The sequence below is a fragment of the Delftia sp. WSY_12 genome, assembly GCF_043104645.1.
Taxonomy (GTDB): domain Bacteria; phylum Pseudomonadota; class Gammaproteobacteria; order Burkholderiales; family Burkholderiaceae_C; genus Comamonas; species Comamonas tsuruhatensis.
This window is the reverse complement of sequence record NZ_JBICKW010000022.1, coordinates 349,291-372,828: the sequence shown is the minus strand read 5'-3', so window position 1 is coordinate 372,828 and position 23,538 is coordinate 349,291. Positions and strand designations below refer to the sequence as shown.

At 66.5% G+C, this 23,538-nt stretch carries 24 protein-coding genes; 11 read left to right on the top strand and 13 right to left on the bottom strand.

Annotation, left to right across the window (positions count from 1 at the left end; translation table 11 throughout):
- The first annotated feature begins 242 nt into the window (after positions 1–242).
- The 5 genes from ACF8LI_RS14030 (at position 243) to ACF8LI_RS14010 (ending at position 4,479) form a co-directional block, all read left to right on the top strand.
- The gene (locus ACF8LI_RS14030) at positions 243–1,289 is read left to right on the top strand and encodes a methionine ABC transporter ATP-binding protein (RefSeq protein ID WP_016448088.1); all 1,047 of its coding nucleotides are present in this window, start codon (positions 243–245) and stop codon (positions 1,287–1,289) included.
- Between the two features lie 3 nt (positions 1,290–1,292).
- Entirely contained in the window at positions 1,293–1,958 is a 666-nt protein-coding gene (locus ACF8LI_RS14025) for a methionine ABC transporter permease (protein WP_012205011.1), read from the top strand.
- Positions 1,959–2,037: 79 nt separating this feature from the next.
- On the top strand, positions 2,038–2,847 hold the full coding sequence (locus ACF8LI_RS14020; protein ID WP_012205012.1) for a MetQ/NlpA family ABC transporter substrate-binding protein: 810 nt from the start codon (positions 2,038–2,040) through the stop codon (positions 2,845–2,847).
- A gap of 4 nt (positions 2,848–2,851) precedes the next feature.
- On the top strand, positions 2,852–3,382 hold the full coding sequence (locus ACF8LI_RS14015; RefSeq protein WP_392413125.1) for a cupin domain-containing protein: 531 nt from the start codon (positions 2,852–2,854) through the stop codon (positions 3,380–3,382).
- Positions 3,379–4,479, top strand: a complete 1,101-nt coding sequence (locus ACF8LI_RS14010; RefSeq protein ID WP_392413123.1) for a DUF6817 domain-containing protein — start codon at positions 3,379–3,381, stop codon at positions 4,477–4,479. Before ACF8LI_RS14015 ends, ACF8LI_RS14010 begins: the two co-directional genes overlap by 4 nt.
- 59 nt (positions 4,480–4,538) lie before the next feature.
- Here ACF8LI_RS14010 and ACF8LI_RS14005 read toward each other — a convergent pair whose 3' ends face one another.
- Positions 4,539–5,582, bottom strand: coding sequence for a bile acid:sodium symporter family protein (locus ACF8LI_RS14005; RefSeq protein ID WP_392413121.1), 1,044 nt, complete (start codon positions 5,580–5,582; stop codon positions 4,539–4,541).
- A 118-nt stretch (positions 5,583–5,700) separates the two neighbouring features.
- Here ACF8LI_RS14005 and ACF8LI_RS14000 point away from each other — a divergent pair, with 118 nt between their 5' ends.
- The gene (locus ACF8LI_RS14000; RefSeq protein ID WP_392413119.1) at positions 5,701–6,615 is read left to right on the top strand and encodes a LysR family transcriptional regulator; all 915 of its coding nucleotides are present in this window, start codon (positions 5,701–5,703) and stop codon (positions 6,613–6,615) included.
- Here ACF8LI_RS14000 and ACF8LI_RS13995 read toward each other — a convergent pair.
- The 8 genes from ACF8LI_RS13995 to ACF8LI_RS13960 form a co-directional block, all read right to left on the bottom strand.
- Complete coding sequence (locus ACF8LI_RS13995) at positions 6,590–7,927, bottom strand: D-tagatose-bisphosphate aldolase, class II, non-catalytic subunit (protein ID WP_392413117.1); 1,338 nt, start codon at positions 7,925–7,927, stop codon at positions 6,590–6,592. The two genes, ACF8LI_RS14000 and ACF8LI_RS13995, sit on opposite strands and share 26 nt — an antisense overlap.
- Before the next feature lie 4 nt (positions 7,928–7,931).
- Positions 7,932–8,900: a sugar kinase gene (locus tag ACF8LI_RS13990; RefSeq protein WP_392413115.1), complete on the bottom strand. Its 969-nt coding sequence runs from the start codon at positions 8,898–8,900 to the stop codon at positions 7,932–7,934.
- Positions 8,901–8,960: 60 nt separating this feature from the next.
- A complete protein-coding gene (locus tag ACF8LI_RS13985) occupies positions 8,961–9,986 on the bottom strand; it encodes an ABC transporter permease (RefSeq protein ID WP_392413113.1) in 1,026 nt (341 codons plus the stop codon).
- Positions 9,983–11,500, bottom strand: coding sequence for a sugar ABC transporter ATP-binding protein (locus ACF8LI_RS13980; protein ID WP_392413111.1), 1,518 nt, complete (start codon positions 11,498–11,500; stop codon positions 9,983–9,985). The genes ACF8LI_RS13985 and ACF8LI_RS13980 overlap by 4 nt, the downstream gene beginning before the upstream one ends.
- A gap of 59 nt (positions 11,501–11,559) precedes the next feature.
- Positions 11,560–12,480 carry a substrate-binding domain-containing protein gene (locus ACF8LI_RS13975; RefSeq protein ID WP_343739560.1) on the bottom strand — a complete coding sequence of 307 codons (921 nt, stop codon included), beginning with the start codon at positions 12,478–12,480 and terminating at the stop codon, positions 11,560–11,562.
- 34 nt (positions 12,481–12,514) lie between these two features.
- Positions 12,515–13,324 carry a DeoR family transcriptional regulator gene (locus ACF8LI_RS13970; protein ID WP_047327574.1) on the bottom strand — a complete coding sequence of 270 codons (810 nt, stop codon included), beginning with the start codon at positions 13,322–13,324 and terminating at the stop codon, positions 12,515–12,517.
- 111 nt (positions 13,325–13,435) lie between these two features.
- The gene (locus ACF8LI_RS13965; protein ID WP_016448076.1) at positions 13,436–14,167 is read right to left on the bottom strand and encodes a type 1 glutamine amidotransferase; all 732 of its coding nucleotides are present in this window, start codon (positions 14,165–14,167) and stop codon (positions 13,436–13,438) included.
- 183 nt (positions 14,168–14,350) lie between these two features.
- Positions 14,351–15,808, bottom strand: a complete 1,458-nt coding sequence (locus tag ACF8LI_RS13960) for a hypothetical protein (RefSeq protein ID WP_392413110.1) — start codon at positions 15,806–15,808, stop codon at positions 14,351–14,353.
- Here ACF8LI_RS13960 and ACF8LI_RS13955 point away from each other — a divergent pair.
- Positions 15,737–16,129, top strand: coding sequence for a hypothetical protein (locus ACF8LI_RS13955; protein WP_392413138.1), 393 nt, complete (start codon positions 15,737–15,739; stop codon positions 16,127–16,129). The genes ACF8LI_RS13960 and ACF8LI_RS13955 overlap by 72 nt on opposite strands.
- A 655-nt stretch (positions 16,130–16,784) precedes the next feature.
- On the opposite strand, the gene ACF8LI_RS13950 is transcribed toward ACF8LI_RS13955, so the two are convergent.
- On the bottom strand, positions 16,785–17,687 hold the full coding sequence (locus ACF8LI_RS13950) for a DMT family transporter (RefSeq protein WP_392413108.1): 903 nt from the start codon (positions 17,685–17,687) through the stop codon (positions 16,785–16,787).
- 14 nt (positions 17,688–17,701) lie between these two features.
- Between ACF8LI_RS13950 and ACF8LI_RS13945 the strand changes: the two genes are divergently transcribed.
- The gene (locus ACF8LI_RS13945) at positions 17,702–18,271 is read left to right on the top strand and encodes a helix-turn-helix domain-containing protein (protein WP_026062195.1); all 570 of its coding nucleotides are present in this window, start codon (positions 17,702–17,704) and stop codon (positions 18,269–18,271) included.
- Between the two features lie 235 nt (positions 18,272–18,506).
- Here ACF8LI_RS13945 and ACF8LI_RS13940 read toward each other — a convergent pair whose 3' ends face one another.
- From ACF8LI_RS13940 to cysC, 3 genes are read right to left on the bottom strand one after another with little or no spacing between them, the layout of a single operon-like run.
- Complete coding sequence (locus ACF8LI_RS13940; RefSeq protein WP_046239880.1) at positions 18,507–19,667, bottom strand: hypothetical protein; 1,161 nt, start codon at positions 19,665–19,667, stop codon at positions 18,507–18,509.
- Entirely contained in the window at positions 19,660–20,295 is a 636-nt protein-coding gene (locus ACF8LI_RS13935; RefSeq protein WP_209672877.1) for an aspartyl/asparaginyl beta-hydroxylase domain-containing protein, read from the bottom strand. Before ACF8LI_RS13935 ends, ACF8LI_RS13940 begins: the two co-directional genes overlap by 8 nt.
- A complete protein-coding gene (gene cysC, locus ACF8LI_RS13930) occupies positions 20,292–20,978 on the bottom strand; it encodes an adenylyl-sulfate kinase (RefSeq protein WP_047327577.1) in 687 nt (228 codons plus the stop codon). Before cysC ends, ACF8LI_RS13935 begins: the two co-directional genes overlap by 4 nt.
- Before the next feature lie 753 nt (positions 20,979–21,731).
- Here cysC and ACF8LI_RS13925 point away from each other — a divergent pair.
- The 3 genes from ACF8LI_RS13925 to ACF8LI_RS13915 are packed head-to-tail and all read left to right on the top strand — an operon-like array spanning position 21,732 to position 23,533.
- Positions 21,732–22,517 (top strand): beta-ketoacyl synthase chain length factor, encoded by a 786-nt coding sequence (locus ACF8LI_RS13925; protein WP_392413106.1) that lies wholly within the window; start codon positions 21,732–21,734, stop codon positions 22,515–22,517.
- Positions 22,510–23,280 carry a lysophospholipid acyltransferase family protein gene (locus ACF8LI_RS13920; protein ID WP_392413104.1) on the top strand — a complete coding sequence of 257 codons (771 nt, stop codon included), beginning with the start codon at positions 22,510–22,512 and terminating at the stop codon, positions 23,278–23,280. The genes ACF8LI_RS13925 and ACF8LI_RS13920 overlap by 8 nt, the downstream gene beginning before the upstream one ends.
- Entirely contained in the window at positions 23,273–23,533 is a 261-nt protein-coding gene (locus ACF8LI_RS13915; RefSeq protein ID WP_128422704.1) for a phosphopantetheine-binding protein, read from the top strand. The genes ACF8LI_RS13920 and ACF8LI_RS13915 overlap by 8 nt, the downstream gene beginning before the upstream one ends.
- Positions 23,534–23,538 lie beyond the last annotated feature (5 nt).

Sequence of the window (23,538 nt, the reverse complement as noted above, 5' to 3'; positions counted from 1 at the left end):
AAGAACGGCCTTTCCGCAGTGCTCCGTGGCGCCGCGCATAGCCCGGCAGGGCCAGGGCGTGTCCACATTCAGGCATAGTTGAGGGTTGTGCAGAAAGTAGCGAAGTCCCGGGCATAACCGGAGCTTCTTATTACTTAATTTTTTTATAGTTTGCGTTTTTATAAGCGCAACCTATATTTGCTCCCACTTCCCAACAATGCGCAGCGGCGTCCCCAGGCCGTCCTGCGCCGCGGCGTTTTTTCATGATCGAGATTCGGGATCTATCCCTGACCTACAAGGGCCCCACCGGGCCCGTCCATGCCTTGCGGGGCATCAACCTGCAGATCGAGTCGGGCGAGGTGTTCGGCATCATCGGCCGCAGCGGCGCGGGCAAAAGCTCGCTGGTGCGCTGCCTGAACCTGCTCAACCGCCCGACCTCCGGCCAAGTGCTGGTGGGCGGCCGTGACCTGATGCAGCTCAGCGATGCCGAGCTGCGCACGGCGCGCCGCGACATCGGCATGGTGTTCCAGCATTTCAACCTGCTGTCCTCGCGCACGGTGTTCGACAACGCCGCGCTGCCGCTGGAGCTGGCGGGCATGTCGGCGGACGACATCAAGAAGCGCGTGGACCCGCTGCTGGACCTGGTGGGCCTGAGCGCGCTGCGCGACCGCTATCCGGCGCAGATCTCGGGCGGGCAAAAGCAGCGCGTGGGCATTGCGCGCGCGCTGGCCAGCCACCCCAAGGTGCTGCTGTCGGACGAAGCCACCTCGGCCCTGGACCCCGAGACCACGCGCTCCATCCTGGACCTGCTGCGCAAGGTCAACCGCGAACTGGGCCTGACCGTGGTGCTGATCACGCACCAGATGCAGGTGATCAAGCAGATCGCCGACCGCGTGGCCGTGATCGACGGCGGCGAGATTGCCGAGCTGGGCCCCGTGATCGACGTGTTCACGCGCCCGCAGCAGGCCATCACGCGCAGCCTGATCGACGAGATCGTTCCCCAGCAACTGCCCGAGTCGGTGGCCGTGCGCGTGAACGCGCTGGCCGCCCAGCTGGCGCCCGGCCAGCAAGGCCGGCTGCTGCGCCTGTCGTATGCGGGCGAGAGCGCCTACCAGCCCATCCTGTCGCACCTGATCCGCGAGCTGGGGCTGGACCTGTCCATCCTGCATGGCCAGATCGACGAGATCCAGGAGCAGACCTTCGGCTCGCTGGCCGTCTTCGCCAGCGGCGATGCGGCAAAGATCGATGCCGCCGTGGACCATCTGCGCGCCACCGGCGTGCAGGTGCAGATCGTTTCCACCAGGGATTGAGCGATGTTTGAGAATTTTTCGGAAATGATGCTGGAGCTGTTCGTCAGCTCGCTGTGGGAGACCATCATCATGGTCGGCGTCTCGGGCCTGGTGGGCGGCCTGATCGGCATTCCCCTGGGCGTGTTCCTGCGCCTGACCGACCACGGCGGCGTGCTGCAGAACGGCCCGGCCAACAAGATCGTGGGCTGGATCGTCAATGCCCTGCGCTCCACGCCCTTCATCATCCTTTTGGTCGCCATCATCCCGCTGACGCGTCTGATCACGGGCTCGTCCATCGGCACCTGGGCGGCCGTGGTGCCGCTGACCATTGCGGCAGCGCCCTTCGTGGCGCGGCTGGTGGAGACCGCGCTGCGCGAGGTGGACAACGGCCTGGTGGAAGCGGCCCAGTCCATGGGCGCCACCACGGGCCAGATCGTCTGGAAGATCCTGCTGCCCGAGGCGCTGCCCGGCATCGTGGCGGGCCTGACCATCAGCTTCGTGAGCCTGACCGGCTATTCGGCCATGGCCGGCGCCATCGGCGGCGGCGGCCTGGGCGACCTGGGCATCCGCTACGGCTACCAGCGCTTTTTGCCCGATGTGATGCTGGCCGTGGTCATCATCCTGATCTTCTTCGTGCAGGCCATCCAGAGCCTGGGCGACTGGGCGGTGCGCAGGTTGAGCCACCGCTGATCCACACACCCCGGCGGCCGGTGCGGCTGGCGTGGCCGGGGCGGCAAGCTGCCGCGAGATTGTCTGAAAGAGGGATTCCATGAAAAAGCGCGCATTGCTTCAATCGCTGGCCCTGGCTGCCGTCCTGCCCCTGGCGGGAATGGCCGCGCTGCCGGCCCATGCGGCCGACGGCTCGGTCACCATCGGCGTGACCTCGGGCCCGCATGCCCAGATTGCCGAGGTGGCCAGGAAGGTGGCCGAGAAGAACGGCCTGAAGGTGAAGCTGGTCGAGTTCGGCGACTTCATCCAGCCCAATGCGGCGCTGTCGCAGGGTGAGCTGGATGCCAACATCTACCAGCACCAGCCCTTCATGGACGCCCAGAACAAGGACCGTGGCTACAAGCTCGTGCCCGTGGCCCGTGCGGTCAACCAGCAGATGGGCGTGTACTCCAAGAAGATCAAAAGCCTGGCCGACCTCAAGAGCGGTGCGCGCGTGGGCATCCCCAACGACCCCACCAACGGCTCTCGCGCACTGATGGTGCTGGCCGCGCAAAAGCTGATCGAACTGAAGACCGGCGCGGGCGCCCGTGCCTCGGTGCTGGACATCACGGCCAATCCGAAGAAGCTGAGGTTCGTGGAACTGGAGGCCGCCCAACTGGCGCGCTCGCTGGACGACCTGGACGCCGCCGCCGTCAACAGCAGCTACGCCGTGGCCGCAGGCCTGTCGCCGCAAAAGGATTCGCTGGCGCTGGAAGCCACGGACACGCCGTACGTGACCGTGCTGATCGCCACGCGCGCCGGCCATGAAAAGGACGCGGGCCTGCAGGCCTTCGTCAAGGCCTACCAGTCGCCCGAGGTGCGCCAGTTCATCGACACGCAGTTCAAGGGCGCCTACACGGCGGCCTGGTAAGACCATGGGCGCCCTCGCATCCCACCGGGTTTCCGACGCGGACTTCGTGGCCGCCATCGGCGTGCAATGGCAGCACCGTCCGCTGGCGCCCGAGCCCGGCCTGGCCGCGCTGCTGGCGCAGGCCCAGCTGGATGACGGCGGCAAGGCCACCGTGGTCCAGGCCGTGGGCATGCTGGTGGCGGACGAATGCGTGGCCCATGGCTACCACAGCATGGACCTGGTCGTGCTGCACCCAGGCACCCCGGGCCTGGACGAGGCGCTGGAGCGCTTCGACAAGCCCCACACCCATGCCGATGACGAGGTGCGCTACATCCTCGAAGGCGAAGGCCTGTTCGGATTTTTTGATGCCCACGGCCAAGAGCGCGTGCTGCGCGTGCAGCCCGGCGACTACCTGCGCATACCGGCGGGCGTGGAGCACCGCTTCACGCTGACCGCCACGCGGCGCATCAAGGCGCTGCGCCTGTTCGCCGATACGGCGGGCTGGGTGGCGCAATATACCCAGCGGCCCGCCGCTGCCATGGAGGTGCCTGCATGAGCCTGCCTGTCCCGACACTGTTCCAGACACTTGACGAGGCGCTGTTCACGCGCGCCCAGGACCTGCTCGACGAGGAATGGCTGCGCAGGGATGCCGACCTCGCCCCCGTGCTGCCCGTGGTGCTGGCGCGCGGCGTGGGCCAGGACTGGCACAAGGCCGGCACCTTCCGCCACCACCTGGCGGGCGTGGCGCGTTCGCTGGCGCTGTGGCGCCAGCCGCGCGACGTGCGCCTGCTGGGCCTGCTGCACAGCGTCTACGGCAACGCCTTCGTGGACCTGGTCAAGTTCGACGCGGGCAGCGAGCGCGGCCGCCTGCGCGAACTGGTGGGCGAGGGCGCCGAGCACCTGGTCTACCTGTTCTGCACCATGAGCCGCACGCAGTTCATGCAGAAGATCCTGGCCGGCGACCTGGCCGAAGACGGCTCCATGGCGCTGGAATCCGCCGGCCGCAGCCAGCGCCTGAGCGCCTATGAGGTGGCGGCCTTCACCATCGTGAGCATGGCCGATGCCATGGAGCAGTGGTTCAGCTGGCAGGAAGACATCTATTCGCAGTTTCCGCAGGTGCAGAACCAGCGGCAGCAGGGCGTGCACTGGGCGGCCTCGCTGTGGCCCGGTCCCATGCGGCCTGCCAGCCGCATGCTCAGCCAGATCAGCGACCTGGGCCGTGCGCTGCAGCACCCGGCGCTGCGCGCCCAGCTGCCGCTGCCGCCGGTGTTCGACCATTGCAGCCGGCAGCTGTTGCCCGGCGACGAGGCCGCTGCCGTGTCGCTGTACTGGTCGGTGATCCAGCTGGACCAGCCGCTGGTGGACCTGGACGCCGCCACGGCCGTGCTGGAAAGCGCCGTGCGCCTGAACCCCTGGGTGGGCGAGCCGCAGATGGTGCTGGCCCAGCTCTACCTGTCTGCCGGCCGCGCCGACGACGCCGCGCGCGCAGCCGCCAGCGCGCTGCAGTGCTTCAGCGGCTGGGGCAATGCCTGGGACAAGCGCGTGCAGTGGGACGCCTGGATCGCCTGGACGCGCATCCTGCTGCAGTCGGCGCAGCAGGGAAGCTGGCCTGAACGGCTGGACAAGCTCAACAACCTGGCCCTGAAGGGCTGAGATGCAAAAAAGCCTGGCGCGAGAGCCAGGCTTTTTCGTTGTGGGAGCGCGCCCGTGCCTTATTTGGCCGGCGCCGTTCCGGCCTTGGCGGCCGGCGCAGCGCTGGCGGGCGCGGCGCCATCCTCGATCGCCTCGGGGTGCATGGGCCGGCGTGCATAGCGCTGGGCCAGCACGGCGCAGACCATGAGCTGCAGCTGGTGGAAGATCATCAGCGGTAGCACGATGGCGCCCACGGCGCTGGACTCGAACAGCACCTTGGCCATGGGCACGCCGCTGACCAGGCTCTTCTTGGAGCCGCAGAACACCAGGGTGATCTCGTCCTCCTTGGAAAAGCCCAGGCGGCGCGCCGTCCATGACGTGATGACCAGCACCAGGGCCAGCAGTATGGACGACAGCAGCAGCAGGCCCAGCAGCGCGGGCAGGGGCGTCTGCTGCCACAGGCCGCTGATGACGGCGGCGCTGAAGGCCGTGTACACCACCAGCAGGATGGAGCCCTGGTCCACGAACTTCACGCGCTTGGCATGGCGCGAGATGAAGCCGCCGATCACGGGCCGCAGCAGATGGCCCAGCACAAAGGGCAGCAGCAGCTGCAGCGCGATCTTGCCGATGGCCTGCAGCGCGTCGCCCCCTTCGGCGCTCTTGTGCAGCAGCATGCTGACCAGGATGGGCGTGATCACGATGCCCATCAGCGTGGAGGCCGAGGCGCTGCACACGGCAGCGGGCATGTTGCCGCGCGCCATGGCCGTGAAGGCGATGGCCGACTGCACCGTGGCCGGCAGCGTGCACAGGAAGAGCACGCCCATGTACATCTCGGGCGTGACCAAGGGCTCCAGCACGGGGCGCAGCGCCCAGCCCAGCAGGGGAAAGAGCACGAAGGTGGCCGCGAAGATGGTCAGGTGCAGGCGCCAGTGGCCTATGCCGGCAAAGATGGCCTCGCGCGAGAGCTTGGCGCCGTGCAGGAAGAACAGCAGGCTGACCATGAGCGTGGTCGCCACCTCCAGCCATTGCGATACGGCGCCCGAGGCGGGCAGGAAGCTGGCCAGTGCCACGGTGGACAGCAGCATCAGCGTGAAATTGTCAGGGGCGAAGCGGGGGCGTGCCATAGGAAAACTCTCTCCAACTAACTATCGGTTCGTGCAGCCAGGCTGCAAGGCCCCGATTGGACGCCACGGCTATTGAAAAGAGAAATGGATTTATCTGATGGTTTTATAATTTTTTCGTATGAATATCAGCCTGCGCCAGCTGCGCGCCTTCCTGGCCGTGGCGGAAAGCCGCAACTTCAGCCGCGCCGGCGAGCTGATGGCGCTCACCCAGCCCGCCGTCAGCCGCAATGTCACCGAGCTGGAGCAGGCCCTGGGCGTGCAGCTCTTGCACCGCACCACGCGCGAGGTGGAGCTGACCGACGCCGGCCGACTGCTGCAAGGCCATGCCACGCGCGTGCTGGACGCGCTGGATGAATGCCTGCTCGAAGTCAGCGGCCTGGCCACCCAGCGCCTGGGCAAGGTGCGCGTGGCCAGCAGCCCCACGCTGTCGGCGCATCTGATGCCGCGCTGCATTGCGCGCTGCCGCGAGCAGGCGCCGGGCATCGAGCTGCTGCTGCTGGACCGCATCCAGAGCGACGTGCTGCAAAGCGTGCGCAGCGGCGAGGTGGACTTCGGCGTGGTCATCGACCCGCAAGGCCGCGATGACCTGCACTGCGAAACCATACTCAGCGAGCCCTTTTGCCTGGTCTGCCCGGCCACGCACCGGCTGGCCCGCAAGTGCCAGGTGGCCTGGAGCGACCTGGCCGGCCAGCCGCTGGTACTGCTGGACCACGCCTCGGGCAGCCGCCGCCTGATCGACGCCGCGCTGCAGGCCCACGACGCCGAGGCCGCCGTGGTGCAGGAAGTCGGCCACACCACCACCATCTTCTGCATGCTCCAGGCGGGCCTGGGCCTGAGCGTGGTGCCGGAACTGGCCGTGCCGCAGGCATGGCGAATTCCCGCGAGTGGCGCCGCCCCCGACGCCCTTGCCAGCCGCCCCCTGCTGCCGCGCGTGCAGCGCGACATCATGCTGGTGCGCCGCCGCCAACGCGAACTGTCGCCCGTGGCGCAAAGCGTGTGGGATTTGATCAGGGGGGAGGCGGGACAGCTGTGAGGCTCGCGTTGCAGGCTGCCGCATACGGCCGTATCGCCTCGCGCACGCGGTCTAGCACCAGTGCGTGGGGCGAGGGTGCCAGCCGCCCGGCGCGCACGGCCTGGTATTGGGCTGGGAGGAACTGGCTGAGCATGTTCTCGGGCAGGGCGCAGGCGGACAGGTTGTCCAGCAGCCGCGCCACGGCGGCGTTCACCGTGGGGTCGGCCCAGTAGTAGCGGATGCGGTCGCTGTAGCTGTAGATGCGCAGCAGCCTTTGGGCGCCGGGATCGGGCTGCTCGCCGCGGTAGTAGCGCTCCCAGTTGGCGGGGCGGCCCAGCATGGCCGACTCCAGCACGGCGGGCAGGTGGGAGCGCTGGGGTGCATCCACGAGCTGCTCCTCTATGGCGGCCAGCGCGAACAGCGCCTCGCGCAGCGCAAAAGTGGCGCCGGGCCCGACCTTGAGGATGGCAAAGCCGTCCTGCACCAGCTGGCGCAGGGCCTCGGGCCGCTGGTAGTCGGTGGAGTGGGCCTCGAAGACCAGTTGCGGATGCTGGCGCAGCAACTGCCGGAGGTCGGCTGCCCCGGCTGGCGCGTAGTCCACCACGCGCGTGTGATCGAACTCCACGCCCGGCTGCACCACCAGCGCGATGATGCGCGGCCAGACAGCGTCCAGCCCCTGCTGCGCGAAGACGTCGCGGTGCACCTGCAGCGTGCGCTGGGCGTCGGCGCGCGCGGTGACTTCCACATGCTCCAGCGCATGCGCGGCGCCGCCGGGCACGGGGACTTCGGTGCCGATCACGTAGGCCGGGCCGGGCGCGGGGCAGGTGCTGGCCTGCTCGGCCGCCTGGCAGAGCAGGGCGGCGCGGCGGGCCACGGTGGCGTCGTCCAGTGCCTGGGGGTCGCCCGCGCAGGCCATGCTGGCGTCCAGGTGCAGCTTCACGAAGCCGGCCGCCGCATAGGCGCGCACCAGGTCCTGCGCCAGTTCCATGGCCTCGGCGGCGGGAAGATGGGTCCACGCCGTGGGGCCCAGGTGGTCGCCGCCCAGCAGCACGCGGTCTGGCGGCAGGCCGCAGTGGTCGGCAATGGCCAGCACGAAACGGCGAAAGTCGGCGGGCTGCATGCCGGTGTAGCCGCCGAACTGGTTGACCTGGTTGGCGGTGGCTTCCACGAGCAGCGGCGTGCCGTCGTCCAGCGCCTGGTGCATGGCCGCCTCGATGACCAGGGGATGGGCCGAGCAGATGGAGTAGATGCCGAGTGCGCCGTTCGTGCCGCCAGCGGCTGCTGGCGCCTGCCCGCGGCGTGACTGTGCCAGACGGGTGAGGTGGGTGAGCATGGCTTCAGCCCTCCATCACCGCATGCCGCAGGTGCTGCGGCTGCTGTGCCAGCAGCGCGTCGAGCCCCGCAAAGCCGGATGTGCCCTCCATCGGCCCCGTGCTGGAGACGGCCAGCGCGCCGGCCGCATTGGCGTAGCGCAGCGATTGCAGCGCGGTCTTGCCCAGGCGCCGGCAGGTGATGAAGGTGGCGCCGAAGCAGTCGCCCGCGCCCGTGGGGTCGGCCACGTCCACGGGGAGGGCGTCGAGGTCGATGCGCTCGTCGGCACTGAAATAGCTGCAGCCGTCGGCGCCGCGCTTGACCACGATTTCGCGCACGCCGCGCGCAAAGATCTCGGCGATGGCGCCGGCCTCGTCGGCCGAGCGGGCCAGCTGCGTGACCTCGTGGCCGCTGGGCAGGAAGATGTCGGTGAACTCCAGGATGTAGGCCAGGGCTTCGCGCATTTCGGGGATGCGCAGCATCTCCTTGCGCACGTTCGGATCGAAGGACACGGTGCCACCCTGGGCCTTGACGATTTCGATGGCCTTCTTCATGGCATCGATGATGCGAAACGAGAACAGCGACGAGCCCATGACGTGGAAATGCGCGCAGTCCTTGAGCACGGCCTGGTTGACCTGCTCGGGCTGCAGCTGGGCCGAGGCGCTGTTGGTGATGTTGAAGATGAAGTCGCGCTCGCCGCTGTCGCGGTAGGTGACGAAGGCGCTGCCCGTGACGGCGCCCTTGCACACGGCGATGGCGCTGGTGTCCACGCCGTCGCGGCGCAGCCGGTCGATGTTGAGCCAGCCAAAATCATCATCGCCCACGCAGCCGATGATGGCGGCCGGGTGGCCCAGCCGGGCCACCTGATCGATGAAGATGGCGGGCGCCCCGCTGGCATAGGGCCCGGCCAGCGGCCCCGGCGCGCGAAAGCTCTGGCCTTTTCGCTCGGCCATGATTTCGACGAGGATCTCGCCCATGGTCATGATGGATTGCATGCTCTCCCTCCCTTTGGAATCAAACCCCGTGCGCCGTTCGCTGCACCGCCGGCCCATGCGTCAGCGCCTGCGCCTGCTGTGCACATCGATGCACACGGCCACCAGAATCACGCTGCCCTTGACGATGAGCTGATAGAAGTAGGGCACGCTCATCAGGTTCATGCCGTTGTTGATGACGCCGATCATCAGCGCCCCTATCAAGGTGCCCGCAACGCTGCCGTGGCCTCCGGCCAGGCGCGTGCCGCCCAGCACGGCGGCGGCAATGGCGTCCAGCTCCCAGCCCATGGCCGCGTTGGGCTGGGCCGAGTACAGGCGGGAGGTGAGCAGCAGGCCGCCCACGGCCGCCATCAGCCCCGACAGCATGAAGATGGCGATCTTGAGCCGCCCCACCCGTATGCCTGCATAGATGGCCGCCTCGGCATTGCCGCCTGCCAGATAGGTCTTGCGGCCAAAGACGGTACGGGCCAGCACGAAGTGGTTGGCGGCCAGCAGTGCGGCCAGGATCCAGATGGGCACGGGCATGCCCAGCCATTCGCCGTTGCCGATCCACAGAAAGGCTTCGCTGTCCACCGGCTGCGGCATGCCGCCCGAGACGATATAGGCCAGCCCCCGGAAGATGCCCATGGTCGCCACCGTCACGATGAAGGACGGCAGATGCAGCAGCGCCGACAGCGAGCCGTTGACCGCGCCCAGCAGCAGGCCGCACAGCAGCACGGCGGGCAGCACCAGGGCGGGCGCCAGGCCCTGGCCCAGCATCAGGCCGGCCACGCTGCCGGCCAGGGCGACCACCGATCCCACCGAGAGATCGATCTCGCCCAGCAGCAGCACATAGGTCATGCCGAAGGCCACGATGGCGATGATGGACACCTGCAGCAGCACGTTGCGCAGGTTGCCGGCCGTCAGAAAGGCCGGCGACAGCAGGGAGAACAGCAGCACCAGGGCGGCCAGGCCCATGAGCGTGCCGGCATGGCGCCGCAGCGGCTTGCAGGCATGCCGCCAGCCATGCCTGCCGTCATACCGCCGGTCGCCGGGAATGCGTTCTTCGGGCGCGCCCGTGGCGGGGACGCCCAGGTCGGAATGGTTCATGGCAGTCCTGCTCCGGTGGCGTGCGCCATCACGGTCTCCTGGCGCAGATGAAGGGTGTCCAGGCTCTGGACCAGGCGCTTGTTGCGCATGACCAGCAGCCGGTCGCTCAGGGCCAGTGCCTCGGGCAGCTCCGACGACACCAGGATGACGGCGGTGCCGGCCGCTGCCAGCTCGCGGATCAGGGCGTAGATCTCGAACTTCGCGCCCACGTCGATGCCGCGCGTGGGCTCGTCCAGCACCAGCAGCCGGGGCCGCATGGCCAGCCATTTGGCGAACACGATCTTTTGCTGGTTGCCGCCCGACAGCTGGCGCACGGGCTGGTGCAGGCCGGCAACGCGTATCTTCAGCCGCTGCACGCAGGCGCGGGCCAGCGATTGCTCGGCGGCCTCGTCGGTGAGCAGTGCGCCGCCGCGCCCGCTGTGCACCTGCACCATGCAGATGTTGTGCTGCACGGACTGGTCCAGCACCAGGCCTTGCTCCTTGCGGTTCTCGGTCACGAAGGCCATGCCCTGGCCAATGGCGTCGGCCGGCGAGCGCAGGCGCAGCGGCCGGCCGTGCATGAGGATGCTGCCCGTGCAGCGGTGCATGCCGAACAGCGCATCCATGACATCGGACCGGCCCGAGCCCACCAGCCCGAAGAAGCCCACGATCTCGCCCGCGTGGACCTCGAAGTCAATGCCTTCGAAGCGCCCGGCCAGGCCCAGGCCGCGCACCTGGAGCAGGGCGCGCGTGCTGCGGTCAGGGGCGGGGCCGCGCGGCGGATAGATGTCCTGCATCTGGCGTCCGACCATGAGCGCGATCAGCGCCCCGATGTCGGTCTCGTCCCGCGCCAGGGTGCAAATGGAGCTGCCATCGCGCATGACGGTGATCTCGTCGGAGATGCGCATGATCTCGTCCATGCGGTGCGAGACATAGATGATGGCGCGCCCCTCGGCCTTGAGGCGGGCGATGAGGGTGAAGAGAATCTGCGCCTCGCTGTCGCTGAGCGAGGACGTGGGCTCGTCCATGATGACGATGCGCGAGGGCTGGCACAGCGCCTTGGCGATCTCCACCAGCTGGCGCTGGGCCAGCGACAGTTCGGCCACCTGCGCGTTGGGGTCCAGGTCCATGCCCAGTCGAGCCAGCAGCGCGGCGGCGTCGCGGCGCAGTGCGCGGCGGTCCACGCAGCCGGCCCGCTGCGGGAGGCGCGCGGCAAACAGGTTGTCCGCCACGCTGAGGTTGGGCGCCAGGCTCAGCTCCTGGTGAACGATGGCGATGCCGTGGTGCTGCGCATCGCCGGGGCTGCCGAGCCGGGCCTGGGCGCCGGCCACCAGCAGCTGTCCGCCATCGGGCCGGTGTACGCCGGCCAGGATCTTGAGCAGGGTGGATTTGCCGGCCCCGTTCTCGCCCAGCAGCGTGTGCACCGTGCCTGCGCGCAGGCGGAAGGAAACGCCTTTGAGCGCCTGCACGGCGCCGAAGGATTTGGCCAGCGCCCGGGCCTCGAGCATGGGGGGCGGCGCAACGGCGGCGAGCATGGCACGGCCTGGGTGGCTGTGTGCAGTGGGGCCTGGCATGGCGGGCTCCGCAGGTCCATTTACCTGGCGGCAGCCGTGTACACGCCGGGCAGCACGGGGTGGAATTTTTCCACCGGCTTGCCCTGCAGCAGCTGCGCGGCAATGGCCACGGCTTGCAGTCCCAGCTGGTCGGGGTACTGGCGGATCACGCCCACGAAGGCCGGTTCGCGGTCCACGGCTGCGCGGGCCTCGGCCATGCCGTCAAAGCCCACGATCTTCACCTGCTCCAGCTTTCTGGCGGCCTTGACGCTGGCCAGCGCGGCCAGGGCCGCATCGTCGCCAAAACCGAAGATGCCTGCCAGGTCGGGGTGGGCCTGCAGCATGTTCTGCGATGCGGACAGGGCCTCGGCGCGTGTGATGCCGGGTTGTACCGAGACGATCTTCATGCCGGGGAAGGCCGCGATGGCCGACTTGAAGCCCTCCACGCGATCGACCACGGACTGTATGGACGGGTAGTGCAGCACCCCGATCTGGCCCTTGCCACCCGTGGCGCGGGCCATGAGCTGGCCGGCCAGCACGCCGCCGGCGCGGTTGTCGGTGGCCACGTGCGAGGCCACTTCCACCCCGCTGGCCGCAATGTCCACGGTGATCACGGGTATGCGGGCGGCGGCGGCCTTGAGCACGGCGGCCTTGACGCCGCGTGAATCCACGGGCGACAGGATGATGGCATCGACCTTCTTGCTGACGAAGTCCTCCACATCGGAGATCTGCTTGCCCAGGTCCTGGTTGGCAATGCTCAGGTCCAGCTTCAGCCCCTGCCGCGCGGCTTCCTGCTGCATGGCCTGGGCCAGCTCCAGGTAGAACGGGTGCTGCTGCGTGAGTAGGGACACACCGATGGTGCGCGCGGGGCCGGGGCCTGGCTGTGCAAGCGCCGGGCTGGCCGGCAGGCCGAATGTGAATGCGCCGGCCAGCATGCGCCGGAGAAACGTGTTGCGGTCCATGGCGGTCTCTCTCCCTCTGTCGTTGTGGAAAAACTCAGCTTCTGGCGAACTCGATGCGGCCCTCGGCCTTGTGGGTGGCCTGCAGCCGGTGGCGTTCCAGCAGATCGAAGGCGCCGGGCTCCATGTCCTGGTGCGCGCACAGGCCGTCGAGTTGAGCGATGTCGCAGACCGGGTGTCCGCCCGAGGTGCTGTCCAGATCCAGTGCCAGCGCCACGGCCTTGGCGCTGTGCTCCACGGCTGCCGCGTACAGCCGCGCGGCGCCCGGGTCGCGGCACAGCAGGCGGTTGCGCTCGTCGATGCCGCAGATCTCGAAAAGGCAGATGTCCAGCGGCCGGCCGCGCAGGCCCGTTTCAGCGCCGGGGCCGATGAGGCAGGGCTCGTCGCCGGCCAGCGAGCCGCCCGTGATGTGGATGGTGCAATCGAGAAACTGCCGGGCCGTCGCCACCATGGACAGGTCGTGCAGCGTCAGCGCAATGCCCTGGCGGCTGGCCAGCAGCGGCAGCACGCGGTGGGTGATGCGGCCACCGCCAAGAAAGACGGACGCATCGTCTTCAATCCAGCCCAGGGCGCCCTGGGCCACCTGGGCCTGTGCCGGGCCTTGTGCGGCGGCGTGGGCGCCAGGCAGCTCGGCCGCCGTCTTGAGCAGGGCCGGGTTGTAGCGCGCTTTGCCGAAGGCGCGCACCACATAGCCCTGCTGCTCCAGGTAGTGCAGGTCGTTGCGGATGGTGACGGTGGAGACGCCGAAGAGCACGCTCAGCGCCTCGACCCGCACCTCGTCGGTCTTGCGCGCCAGCTCCACGATCTGCAGCCTGCGCTTGAGTGAACTGTTGCCTTGTTCCTGCATGGATTCTTTCGATTCGAAAGTTTTCTATTTCGTATCGAAAGTTTCCCTGCGCGCAAAAGCTGCGTCAAGCGCACCCAGGGTATTCACCAGGGATTGCCTGGCCTGGAAGGTTTACCGGCTGGCCGCGCTCAGGGGCACGACCACGGGCCGCTGCAGCTGTGACGTCCAGGCCCGGTAGGTGCGGTGGGCCAGGGCGTGCAGCACGGGAATGCGCAGGTCCAGGTGGCGCAGTATCTCGCTCTCGGTCTGCGCCGCGGGGCCGCGTGCGCGCAGCAGCTCGTCATGGCCTTCGGCGCACCAGGCAGCCACGCTGGCGGCAGTCACCTCCATGTGGCCCTGGAAGGCCCAGTGCCGGCCATGTCGAAAACCCTTGTTCAGGCAATGGCTGCCGTACATGGTGCGCACGGCGCCGCGCGGGATCTCGAAGGTGTCGTAGTGCCAATGGAAGATCGTGGCCTCGCGCGGCAGGTCCATGAGCTGCTGGGCGGCGGCCGTCACCCAGATGCGGCTCCAGCCAATGTTGGGGCAGGGGTTGCGCCAGACCCTGGCGCCCATGGCGCGCGCCAGCATCTGCGCGCCGAAGCAGTGGCCGAGCACGGGAACGTCATGCCGCAGCGCGTCGGCCAGCAGGGACTGTTCATCCTCCATCCAGGGCAGGCCCTCGTTGACGCAATGGTTGCTGCCCAGCACCACGATGCCGCTGTAGTCGGCGGCATGCACAGGGGCTCTGCCATCGAGGGCGGGCTGCAACATTCGGTAGGGAATGCACTGCTGCTCCAGGTGTTCACGCAGAACGCCGGGGCCCTGGGTGGATTCGTGCTGGAGGATGGCGACAGGTCTCATGGCGGCGCGGCTTCATCGGGAAGCCATTTGTTGTGAGGCCTTGACTCTAGGGACGGCTGCCTCAAGGGCGGATTGTGTTTGCGCACAACGCCATCAAGGCCGCATCAAGGCCGCCCCATGCCTTGCGCAGGCCCAATGCAAAAAGGCGCCACGGCCGTGGCGCCTTTGATGGTGGCAACTACGTCAATCGTGATGCCGCCCGGAGCACTGCGGGCCCGGCTGCCTGCCACGGCGGCGCAGTCCCAGCGCCGCCGCGCCCAGCAGGAGCAGGGAGGCCCAGGCCCCGCCCACGGGGATGGCTGCGACGGAGTCGCTGCCTGGGACATCGTCCGCGCCAGGCGTGGTCTTGGTGGTGGTCGCAGTGCTTGAGTCGACATCGCCCGTCGCCTGGGTCTGGGTGACCGTGATGGTCACCGATCCCTTGGGCAGGCCGCTCACGTCTGTGGCAGGAGTGGTCCAGTGGCCATTGCCATCGCAGGGCACGGTCACCACCACGGCCTTGGGTGCCGTGCCGATGGTCACCGTCACGCTGCCACCGCCGGCCGTGCAGGTGCCAGAGAGGATGTAGCCGCCCTGGTTGCCCGCGTCTATCGGGGGAGGATTCACCACCGTGACCGAGGGCGTGGTGGGCGGCGTGGTATCGACCTTGGTGACCGTGGCATCGGCCGTGCCCGAATTGCCGGCGGCATTGGTCTGAGCCACATGGATGCCCACCGTGCCCGCAGGCAGTGCGCTCACGTCGGTGGCGGGGATGGTCCAATCGCCATTGCTGTCGCAGGGCGCAGTGGCCACCACCGCGTTGGGCGCCGTGCCTATGGTCACCGTGACGCTGCCTGCGCCGACTGTGCAGGTGCCAGAGAGGATGTAGGCGCCCTGGTTGCCCGCATTGATCTGGGGCGGGGTGCCCACTGTGACCACCGGCAGCGTGGTGTCTGCCTTGGTGACGGAGACATTGGCGGTCCCTGTATTGCCAGCCGCATCGGTCTGGCTTGCCTGGATGGGCACCGTGCCCGCAGGCAGCCCGCCCAGGTCGGTGGCGGCAGTGGTCCATTGGCCGTTGCTGCCGCAGGCTGCGATGGCTTCCACGGAGTTGGGCGCCGTGCCGATGCGCACCCTGACATCGCCATCGCCGGCCGTGCAGGTGCCCGAGACGGTGTAGCCGTGCTCATTGCCGGCATTGATCGCGGCTGCGTTGTCCACCGCGACCACGGGTGCCGTCGTGTCCGTGGCTGCGGCCGTGGTCTTGGTGGTGATGACACTTCGCGTACCGGTGTTGCCGGCCGCATCGGTCTGGGTGGCCGTGATGTCCACCGGACCCAGGGGCAGGCTGGCCACATTGGCAGCCGGTGCCGTCCAGGCTCCGGCTGCATTGCAGGCCGTCGTCATGGTCACGAACTTCGGGGCCGTGCCGATGGTCACCTTCACATTGCCATCGCCCGCGGTGCAACTGCCTGCGACGATGTAGGCCTCCTGGTTGTCTGCATTGATCACCGGGGACGTGGTGATGTCTACCGCAGGTGGCGTGGTATCCCCTTGCGCTGCGACGCAGTCGGCAAGCGAGGCTTGCGAATGGCCCAAGACGAGGTTGACGTCGGCGAGGGTGGGTATTTTCGCGCCAATGCGCAGGGCATTGACTTCCATTCCCCCATCCACGGGAGTTTGCTCGTTGAAAACGATTTCCAGGATTCCGGTATTCAGTCCGGTATTTGGGGATGGATTCAATGGAATTGGGACAGGGATACCGAGCACGGAGATGCTCAGGTTCTCGATGGTCGCGGCCCCGGTGGGCTGGATGGCGCCATTGACGCAGGTTGCCTGCACTTGGGACTGCAGCACATCAGCCTTGATGGCTACGACGCCAGCGATGGACAGGTTGATGTCACTGATGCCTGCGGTTGTTTCGACGCGGTTTTGCGCCAGCGAGCTCCCGGTGCTTGCCGAGAGCACACCCGCCTTCAATGAAATCAAGCTGTTGGTGGCGCCCCCGATGTCTGCAGCAAGCATTTTCCCGGAGACATTGAACGCCGGCGGCGCACTCTGCAGTCCGGTATCTACCAGCGGGATATCCAGCCCGAGGTCTACCAATGAAACGCCGGCCTTCACTTCCAGCGCATAGCCGCGACCTTCCCCTGCCGAGGCGGCCCATGCGGTGCCACCCGTCCCCAAAACGATTGTGCAGCTGGCTGCCATTGCCGCCGTAAAGCCGGCCAATTTCCGTCGATTTCCCGCGCCACGCTTTTGCATGCCATCGCCCTTTCATGAGTTCCTGAATTGAATGACCATCAAGCCGATGAATGGCTTGCCTGTTTTCAAAAGCGGAATCTAAAGGGTTGATTGCGTTTTGTAATGATCTTTTTGATGAAAATCGGATTTTCAGAGTCGTCCTAGGATTATTGAGGAAATGGGATTTATCCTAGGAATAGCTTATTTGATCTCGGATGTTTCTGATTGATTATGAAAATACCGTTTTTCAAGAGCTTCTGAGAAGTGTCCTGGCCGGGTTTTCGAGGCGCTTGGCATGCCCCCGCAATTTGTCCTACGCAGCAATTCGCCTGTGGCCTTGCCGCAGGGTGGGACAGGTGCGGTCCAGCACGCCGGGGACCGCAGCCGGGGTGCGTTACGGCTTGGGTGTTTGCCTGCCCAGGCGCAGCTCGCTGACCAGCACCCCGCCCACGATCAGCGCGGCCCCCAGAATTGCCAGCCCCGGCAGCCGGTCGCCGGCCATGCGTCCCACGATGCCAGCCCAGACCGGCTCGCTGGCATAGATCACGGTCGCACGCGTGGGCGACAGGGACTTCTGGGCCCAGTTCATGGTCAGCTGGATCAGGATGCTGGCGCAGGCCATGGCCACCGCGGCGGACAGCCAGACCCAGGAGAAATCGGGCACGGATTCCCCCGCCACCGGCATGGCCAGCAGCGCCATGACGCCGGCCGCCAGCAACTGCACCGTGGTCACGCGCCGCGCATCGACCTTGCCCGCGAAATGCCCGATCAGGAGCACCTCGGCCGCAATCGCCAGCGTGCTCAGCATGGTCGCCATCTCGCCCACGTTCAACTCCATTCCCCCGGACTCGGGTCCCGCCACCAGCATCAGGCCCGTGAAGGCCAGGCCAATGCCTATCCAGCTCATCAATCGCGGCGGCTTGCCCATCACCAGCCATTGCAGCAGGGGCACGATGGGCACATACAAGGCGGTCAAAAACGCCGACTTGCTGCTGCTGATGGTCTGCAGGCCGAAGGTCTGCAGACCATAGCCCAGAAAGATGCTGGCGCCGATGGCCGTGCCTGCGACCAGCTCGGTGCGCGTGAGCCCGGCCATGACCTTGCGGAACACCAGCAGCCCGATCAGACCCGCCGTGACGAAGCGCAGGCCCACAAAGAACAGCGGCCCGCTGTGCTGCATGGCCAGATGGACCACGAGAAAAGTGCCGCCCCAGACCATGGTGACGGCGATCAGGGCCAGCTCCTGCCGGCTGAGCAGCGGCGTGCGCGAACTGTGAGAAGATGACGTGTGCAACATATTGCGCAGATCATATGAGAAATATATTGCACAGCGCTGGCGAGCGCTCCGATGTCCTGGCTTTCGTCAGCGAAAACCTGCGCCGCCTTCGCCAGCGTGCAGGACTGAGCCAGGCGGCCCTGGCCGAGGCCGCAGGCCTGAGCCGGCGCATGGTCGTGCAGCTGGAAGGCGGCGACACCAATATCAGCCTGTCCAGCCTGGATCGGCTGGCCGATGCGCTGGGCGCCAGCTTCATAGAAATCGTCAGCGACCCGGCCGCGCAGCGCCTGCGCATGGACGCCATGGCCTGGCGCGGCACCCGGCCCGAAAGCCAGGCCATGCTGCTGGGCAGCGTGCCCGCCACGCGCGAGGCCCAGCTGTGGTCCTGGTCCCTGGGCCCCGGCGAACGCTACCAGGCCGAACCCGACCCGGAAGGCTGGCACGAGATGATCGTCGTGGTCGAAGGCCGCCTGCTGGTGGACCTGAGCGAAGGCCCCATGACCATCGAGGCCGGCGACTACGCCATCTACGGCAGCGCCCAGGACTACGCCTACGTGAACCTGCACGAAGGCGTGACGCGGTTCATTCGGAATGTGATTTCCTGAGGGGCGCTGCAGCGGTCTGTGCCGTGCTTTGGGCAAGGCGCTGTCGTCAGTGAAGTGCGGCAGCCTGCGGTGTCGCTTCAGACTGAAGCCGTGCATACACAGCGCGGACTACCAAAGGATCTGTGCTGCGCAAATCAAAGGAACGGGCAAAGCCGCAGATCGACTCGCCGTTTTTCTGGGGCTGGCACATCGTGGGCGCTGTCCATGTGCTGTTGGCGTTGATCTTTGGCGCGGCCTATTCGTGCACGGGTTGTGCGCGCCGCAGCAGCTGTGCGTGCAGCGGACCCAGGCGCTCTTCGATGCGCTGGCGTTCGCTTTCGCCAAAGACGGCCGCCTTGTCCCGCCCGTCAGGCTCGAAGCGCTGGTCCAGCGCCTTGGCATGCTGGCGAAGGCGTGCGGCGATGCGCTGGCGCGCTGCCTCGCCTGCATGCAGGTCGAAGCGCCGGGCTATCTGCTCCATGGCTTCGGCATCCAGCTGGCGGTAGTGCAGCACAGGAACGCCCTGGCTTTCGTGCAGATCCCGCATCCGCTCCATCATTGCCTGCAGCACGCGCATGCGGTGGTCGAGCACGGAGACAAAGGGTTGGCAGCCACTGCCGGAACAGAAAACCGGACCAGCGCCAGCCAGCGACGGGTCGCCCGACATGTGCCGGCCGGCCTGCCTGTGGTGTGAGGCCAGGATCTCCACAGGATCGCGGACCAGCATCAGGCCGGGCACCTCGGGGTAGAGATCGTGCAGCAGCTCCCACTGGAAAATGTCCCAGGCATTCCACTTGACCACCAGGTTGCGGCGCCCCGGCACGGCCACGGTGATGGCCGACACCAGGCCGGCAATGCCATCGCGCTTTTGCGCCCGGTCCAGCGAGCTGTCCAGCAGCAGCTCGGTGAAGACAGGTGGCTCCGACAGGACCAGCGTGCCGTCCAGTTCGGAAAGGCAGCCCGAGACCAGGGTGGAGCCGCAGCGCGAGAGGTGGAAGATGAAGCCGGCAGGCGGGTGGCCCCCGGGCCTGGGAAGGGATTCCGCGCACAGGCCGGCCAGCGGCGTGCGCGGCCGGATGAACTGGTTCAGCAGCCTGCGCTGCAGGCAGCGGCTGATGTACTCGTCATGAAACGGCTCGGTGGCAGCGCCGTCCGGCAGGCACCAAAGGATGCTGCGCGTGCGTGCCTCATACCTGTGTGGCAGCCAGCCACCGGCCAGCAGTGCGGCAGTTGGCACGGCGGCCGCCTGGTTCAACTGCTGCAGCGCCTGCATGAGCCGGCCATCGTTCCAGGCGGGAAGACACCACAGCAGGCGCAGCTGCACCAGTAGCGACTCCATGCTCCTGGCCTGCTGGAACAGGGTGTGCTGCCGGGGGCTTGCGATCAGTTCGGCAAAGGCCGCCTGCAACTCATGCATGGGCGTGTCCCTTGCCGATGCTGTCTGCCAGCCAGGCGTTGGCAAGGCAGTCGATGACCAGGTGGGTGCGGTCCCGGTTGCCCCGGTTCACCACTTCATGCGTGGCATCGGCATTGAAATACCAGAGCTCCCCTGCGGCCATGGGGATCGTGCGGCCTTCCACGATGAACTGCACATCGGGATGTGTGTGCACGGGCACATGCAGCCGGGCCTGGCCATGCGCCAGGCCCAGCCCACGGTCGCGATGCGGCTTGATGGATGAGCCGGCCTTCAGCTGCATCAGGCGCACAGAGCGCAGCGGGCACTGCAGTTGCTCCAGCACCTGGCGTATGGCGGGGCAGTGTTGCAGCAGGGGCAGGTCCTCCCAATCCTCCTCGGGTTCCTCGATGGAGAAGCTCTGGAGAATGGGGTGGGCCGCCACATGCTGGCGCTGGCAGCGCAGCGGCATCACACGCCATACGCCTTCGTAGCCGCCGTGGTTCACGTGGTCGCACCATGGCGAGGACAGCAGCGCATCCACCTCCTCGCGCAGCGCCTGCAGCGCAACCCTGGCATCAAGCCGCGCAAACAGGGGCGTGCCGGCACAGGCGTCTTCATGCGCGCAGGGCAGGGCGGGCATGGCATTCATTGCAGCGCCTTGGCCAGTGGCAGGGGACAGGTCATCAGCGGCGCCATGCCCTGGGCGGGCGTGCCCGGCGCAGTCGGCTGCCCCTGCAGCAGCAACGCCTGCAGGCGCGAAACACATGCGGCCACGCTGAGCTGGTCCGTGCGCAGGGTCAGCTCCGCTGCCACAGGGGGTTCATAGGGCGAGTCGATTCCGGTGAACTGAAGCAGTTCGCCACGGCGCGCTTTTCTGTACAGGCCCTTGGGGTCCCGCCGCTCGGCAACGGACAGGGGAACATCCACGAACACCTCCAGGAAGTCACCCTTGTCGAACAAGGCCCTGGCAGTGTCGCGCTCGCTACGGAAAGGGGAAATGAAGGCCGCGATCACGATCGTGCCCGCATCCACGAAAAGCCGGGCAACCTCCGAGACCCTGCGTATGTTCTCCGCCCGGTCTTCTTCGGAAAAGCCCAGATCGCGGTTCAACCGGCTGCGGATGTTGTCTCCGTCCAGCACATAGGTACGCCGGCCGGCCGCGTGCAGATGCGCCTGCAGCGCATTGGCGATGGTCGATTTGCCGGACCCCGAAAGTCCGGTCAGCCATATCGCAACGGCTTTATGACCATGGAGTATCTCCCGGTCTTGCCTTGAAACGGAAGACAGTTGGTCATGTATGTCGGGCGGCGGATTCTGGCCGGAAAACAGCATGGATTCAATACGGGAAGGAAAGGCCTGGAGTGGATGCTGAGCGCATCAGGTAGGCGGGAATATCGATGGATTGTAAGAAGTTTTCAAGAAGAGATTGCTGAAGCGGTTTTTCGTTGTGTGGCCGGATTCAAGCGCTTTCATTGGTCATTTATTTTCTTCTTCAGAGGAGGATGGCGAACAAGAGATGTGCATTTGGTGATCATCAGTAAATGCTTATATTTCCCGTGATTCTTGATAATTCATTTGCAATAGTTGTTGATTATTTCGATTGAACATGCTGCTGTTGGTTTTTGGTGATTGATTGATTTCTTGTTATCAATAGCATTGTGCGAATTGAGAATATAAGGCGCAGAAATCTGCGTCTGATGCGAATGGTTGGACAACCTGTTCAATGCATATGCGTGACATATCACTGAAACCAGGTACTGACTGCAGACTCCAGATGTCCGGCGCCCGGCGCTGTCCCGCATGCCTGAAGGAGGGGGGAGGGGGCTGCTCGGGGCTGACTTTGAAAGTGAGAGGCTGCGCGGTTCCGGTGCAGAGGGAAGGCGCCGCCTCCAGGCGAAGCACCGATCAGTCGTTGATGGCTATCATGGCCGCGTCACTGTTGTCAATATGCATCAAGTAACAAATTTAAATAACAGATACAAGAATTTTTTTACCTTCGATAGCTACAATGCATCGTTTTTTTAAAGCCAGCGGCCAGTAGCTACTGGACGTGACATTCAAACATAGGCATCGGGGGGGATTTTCGTGCGCCGCGTTTTTGCGATTCGGGCGTGGTCTGCGCTTGCGCCCGGACTGCAGGAACCTGTCCAGTGGCGGCAGTGGGCAAGGCAGCCCGTCTTGCCACAGGGCGAGGTCCGCCCGGATCTTGCCCATATCCCCCCAATCGCCCGCAGGCGCCTCGGCCTATTGGCCAGATGTGCCGTTGTTCCCGCCGATACCGTTGCGGCGCAGGCTGCATTGGCTGACCTGCCCGTGGTCTGGGCTTCGCGCTACGGCGATGCCGAAAAGTCCCTTGACTTGCTGCAAGCGCAGGCCCTGGGGCAGGCTTTGTCTCCCACGGCATTCGGCCTGGCGGTGCATAACGGCATTGGCGCCCAGCATTCCATTTTGCGAGGCATGCGTGCCAATGCCTTGTGCGTGGCGTCCACCGATTGCGCGCCGGAAGCGGGCATGATCGAAGCATTGGGCTTGCTGCACGAAGGCGCGCCGCAAGTCATGCTGGTCTGCTATGACGCGCCACTGCCTGCTCCGTATGACGGCTTCCACACAGAGCCCCAGGTGGTATTCGCCTGGGCGGTCTTGGTGCAATGGGCAGTACCCGGGGAGTCCGGTTTCCAGTTGAGCAGGCAGCCCGGGATGGACGCCGCGCAGCCGGAGCCGGACCACGCGCCGCATTTGCAGCATTTACCGCACGGGTTGCAGGTGTTGCAGTTTCTGTTGCACGACGGCCAGGCATCCCTGACAGGCCCGCAGCGCCCGGCACAGCGCCGTGGTGCAGGCGGATGGCGATGGGAGCGCGCTCATGGCTGAGTGGCTCAATCGTCAGTGGCGCCTGGCGGCCACCGGCCTGTGCTTTGCCGTGTTCGGCCTGGGTGGGCTGGTGGTGCGCTGCATGGTCTATCCGGCCTTGCTGCTGGCCATCCGGCAGCCGCAGTCGCGCCAGCTGGCGGCCCAGTCGGTGATCCATCACAGCCTGCGCTGGTTCGTGGCCCTGATGGCGGGTGTCGGCGTTCTGTCCTATGAAGTGCAGGGCCGTGAACGTCTGCAGCGGCGCGGCCTGCTGATTCTTGCCAATCACCCATCGCTGATCGACGTGGTGTTCCTGATCTCCTTCGTTCGCCATGCCGATTGCATCGTCAAGGCGGCGCTGGCAGGCAACCCTTTCACGCGCGGCCCCATCCGGGCGGCCGGCTTCATTGCCAACAGCCGTGGCGAGGGCCTGCTGCAGGACTGCCTGCGCTCGCTGGCATCCGGCAACAACCTGATCATCTTTCCCGAAGGCACGCGAACACCGCTGCACGGCAAAGTCCGGCTGCAGCGCGGCGCGGCCCATGTGGCGGTCAGAGGCCGCATCGATATCACGCCGGTGCACATCCATTGCAGCCTGCCCATGCTGACCAAGGGCGCGCCGTGGTGGCAGGTGCCGCCGCGCAAGCCCCACTTTTTCATCGAAGTCCGTAACGACATCGGTATCGAGGCCTTTTGCCAGGGCGCTGCCAGCGACTCCGTGGCGGCCCGACATGTCACGGACCATCTGTCCGCACAACTATTCAAGGAACCGTCCCGTGCCTGAGCTTGAGCAAGAAATCAAAGAACTCATCATCGAGTCCCTGGCGCTGGAGGACATCACGCCGCAGCAGATCGATGCGGGCGAGCCCCTGTTTGTCGAGGGCCTGGGGCTGGACTCCATCGATGCGCTGGAGCTGGGCCTGGCGCTGCAAAAGCGTTTCGGCGTGAGCCTGTCCGGGGACTCGGAACAGACGCGCCAGCATTTCCGCAGCGTCCAGGCGCTTGCTGCCTTCGTGGCAGCCCAGCGCACGCACTGAGTGCG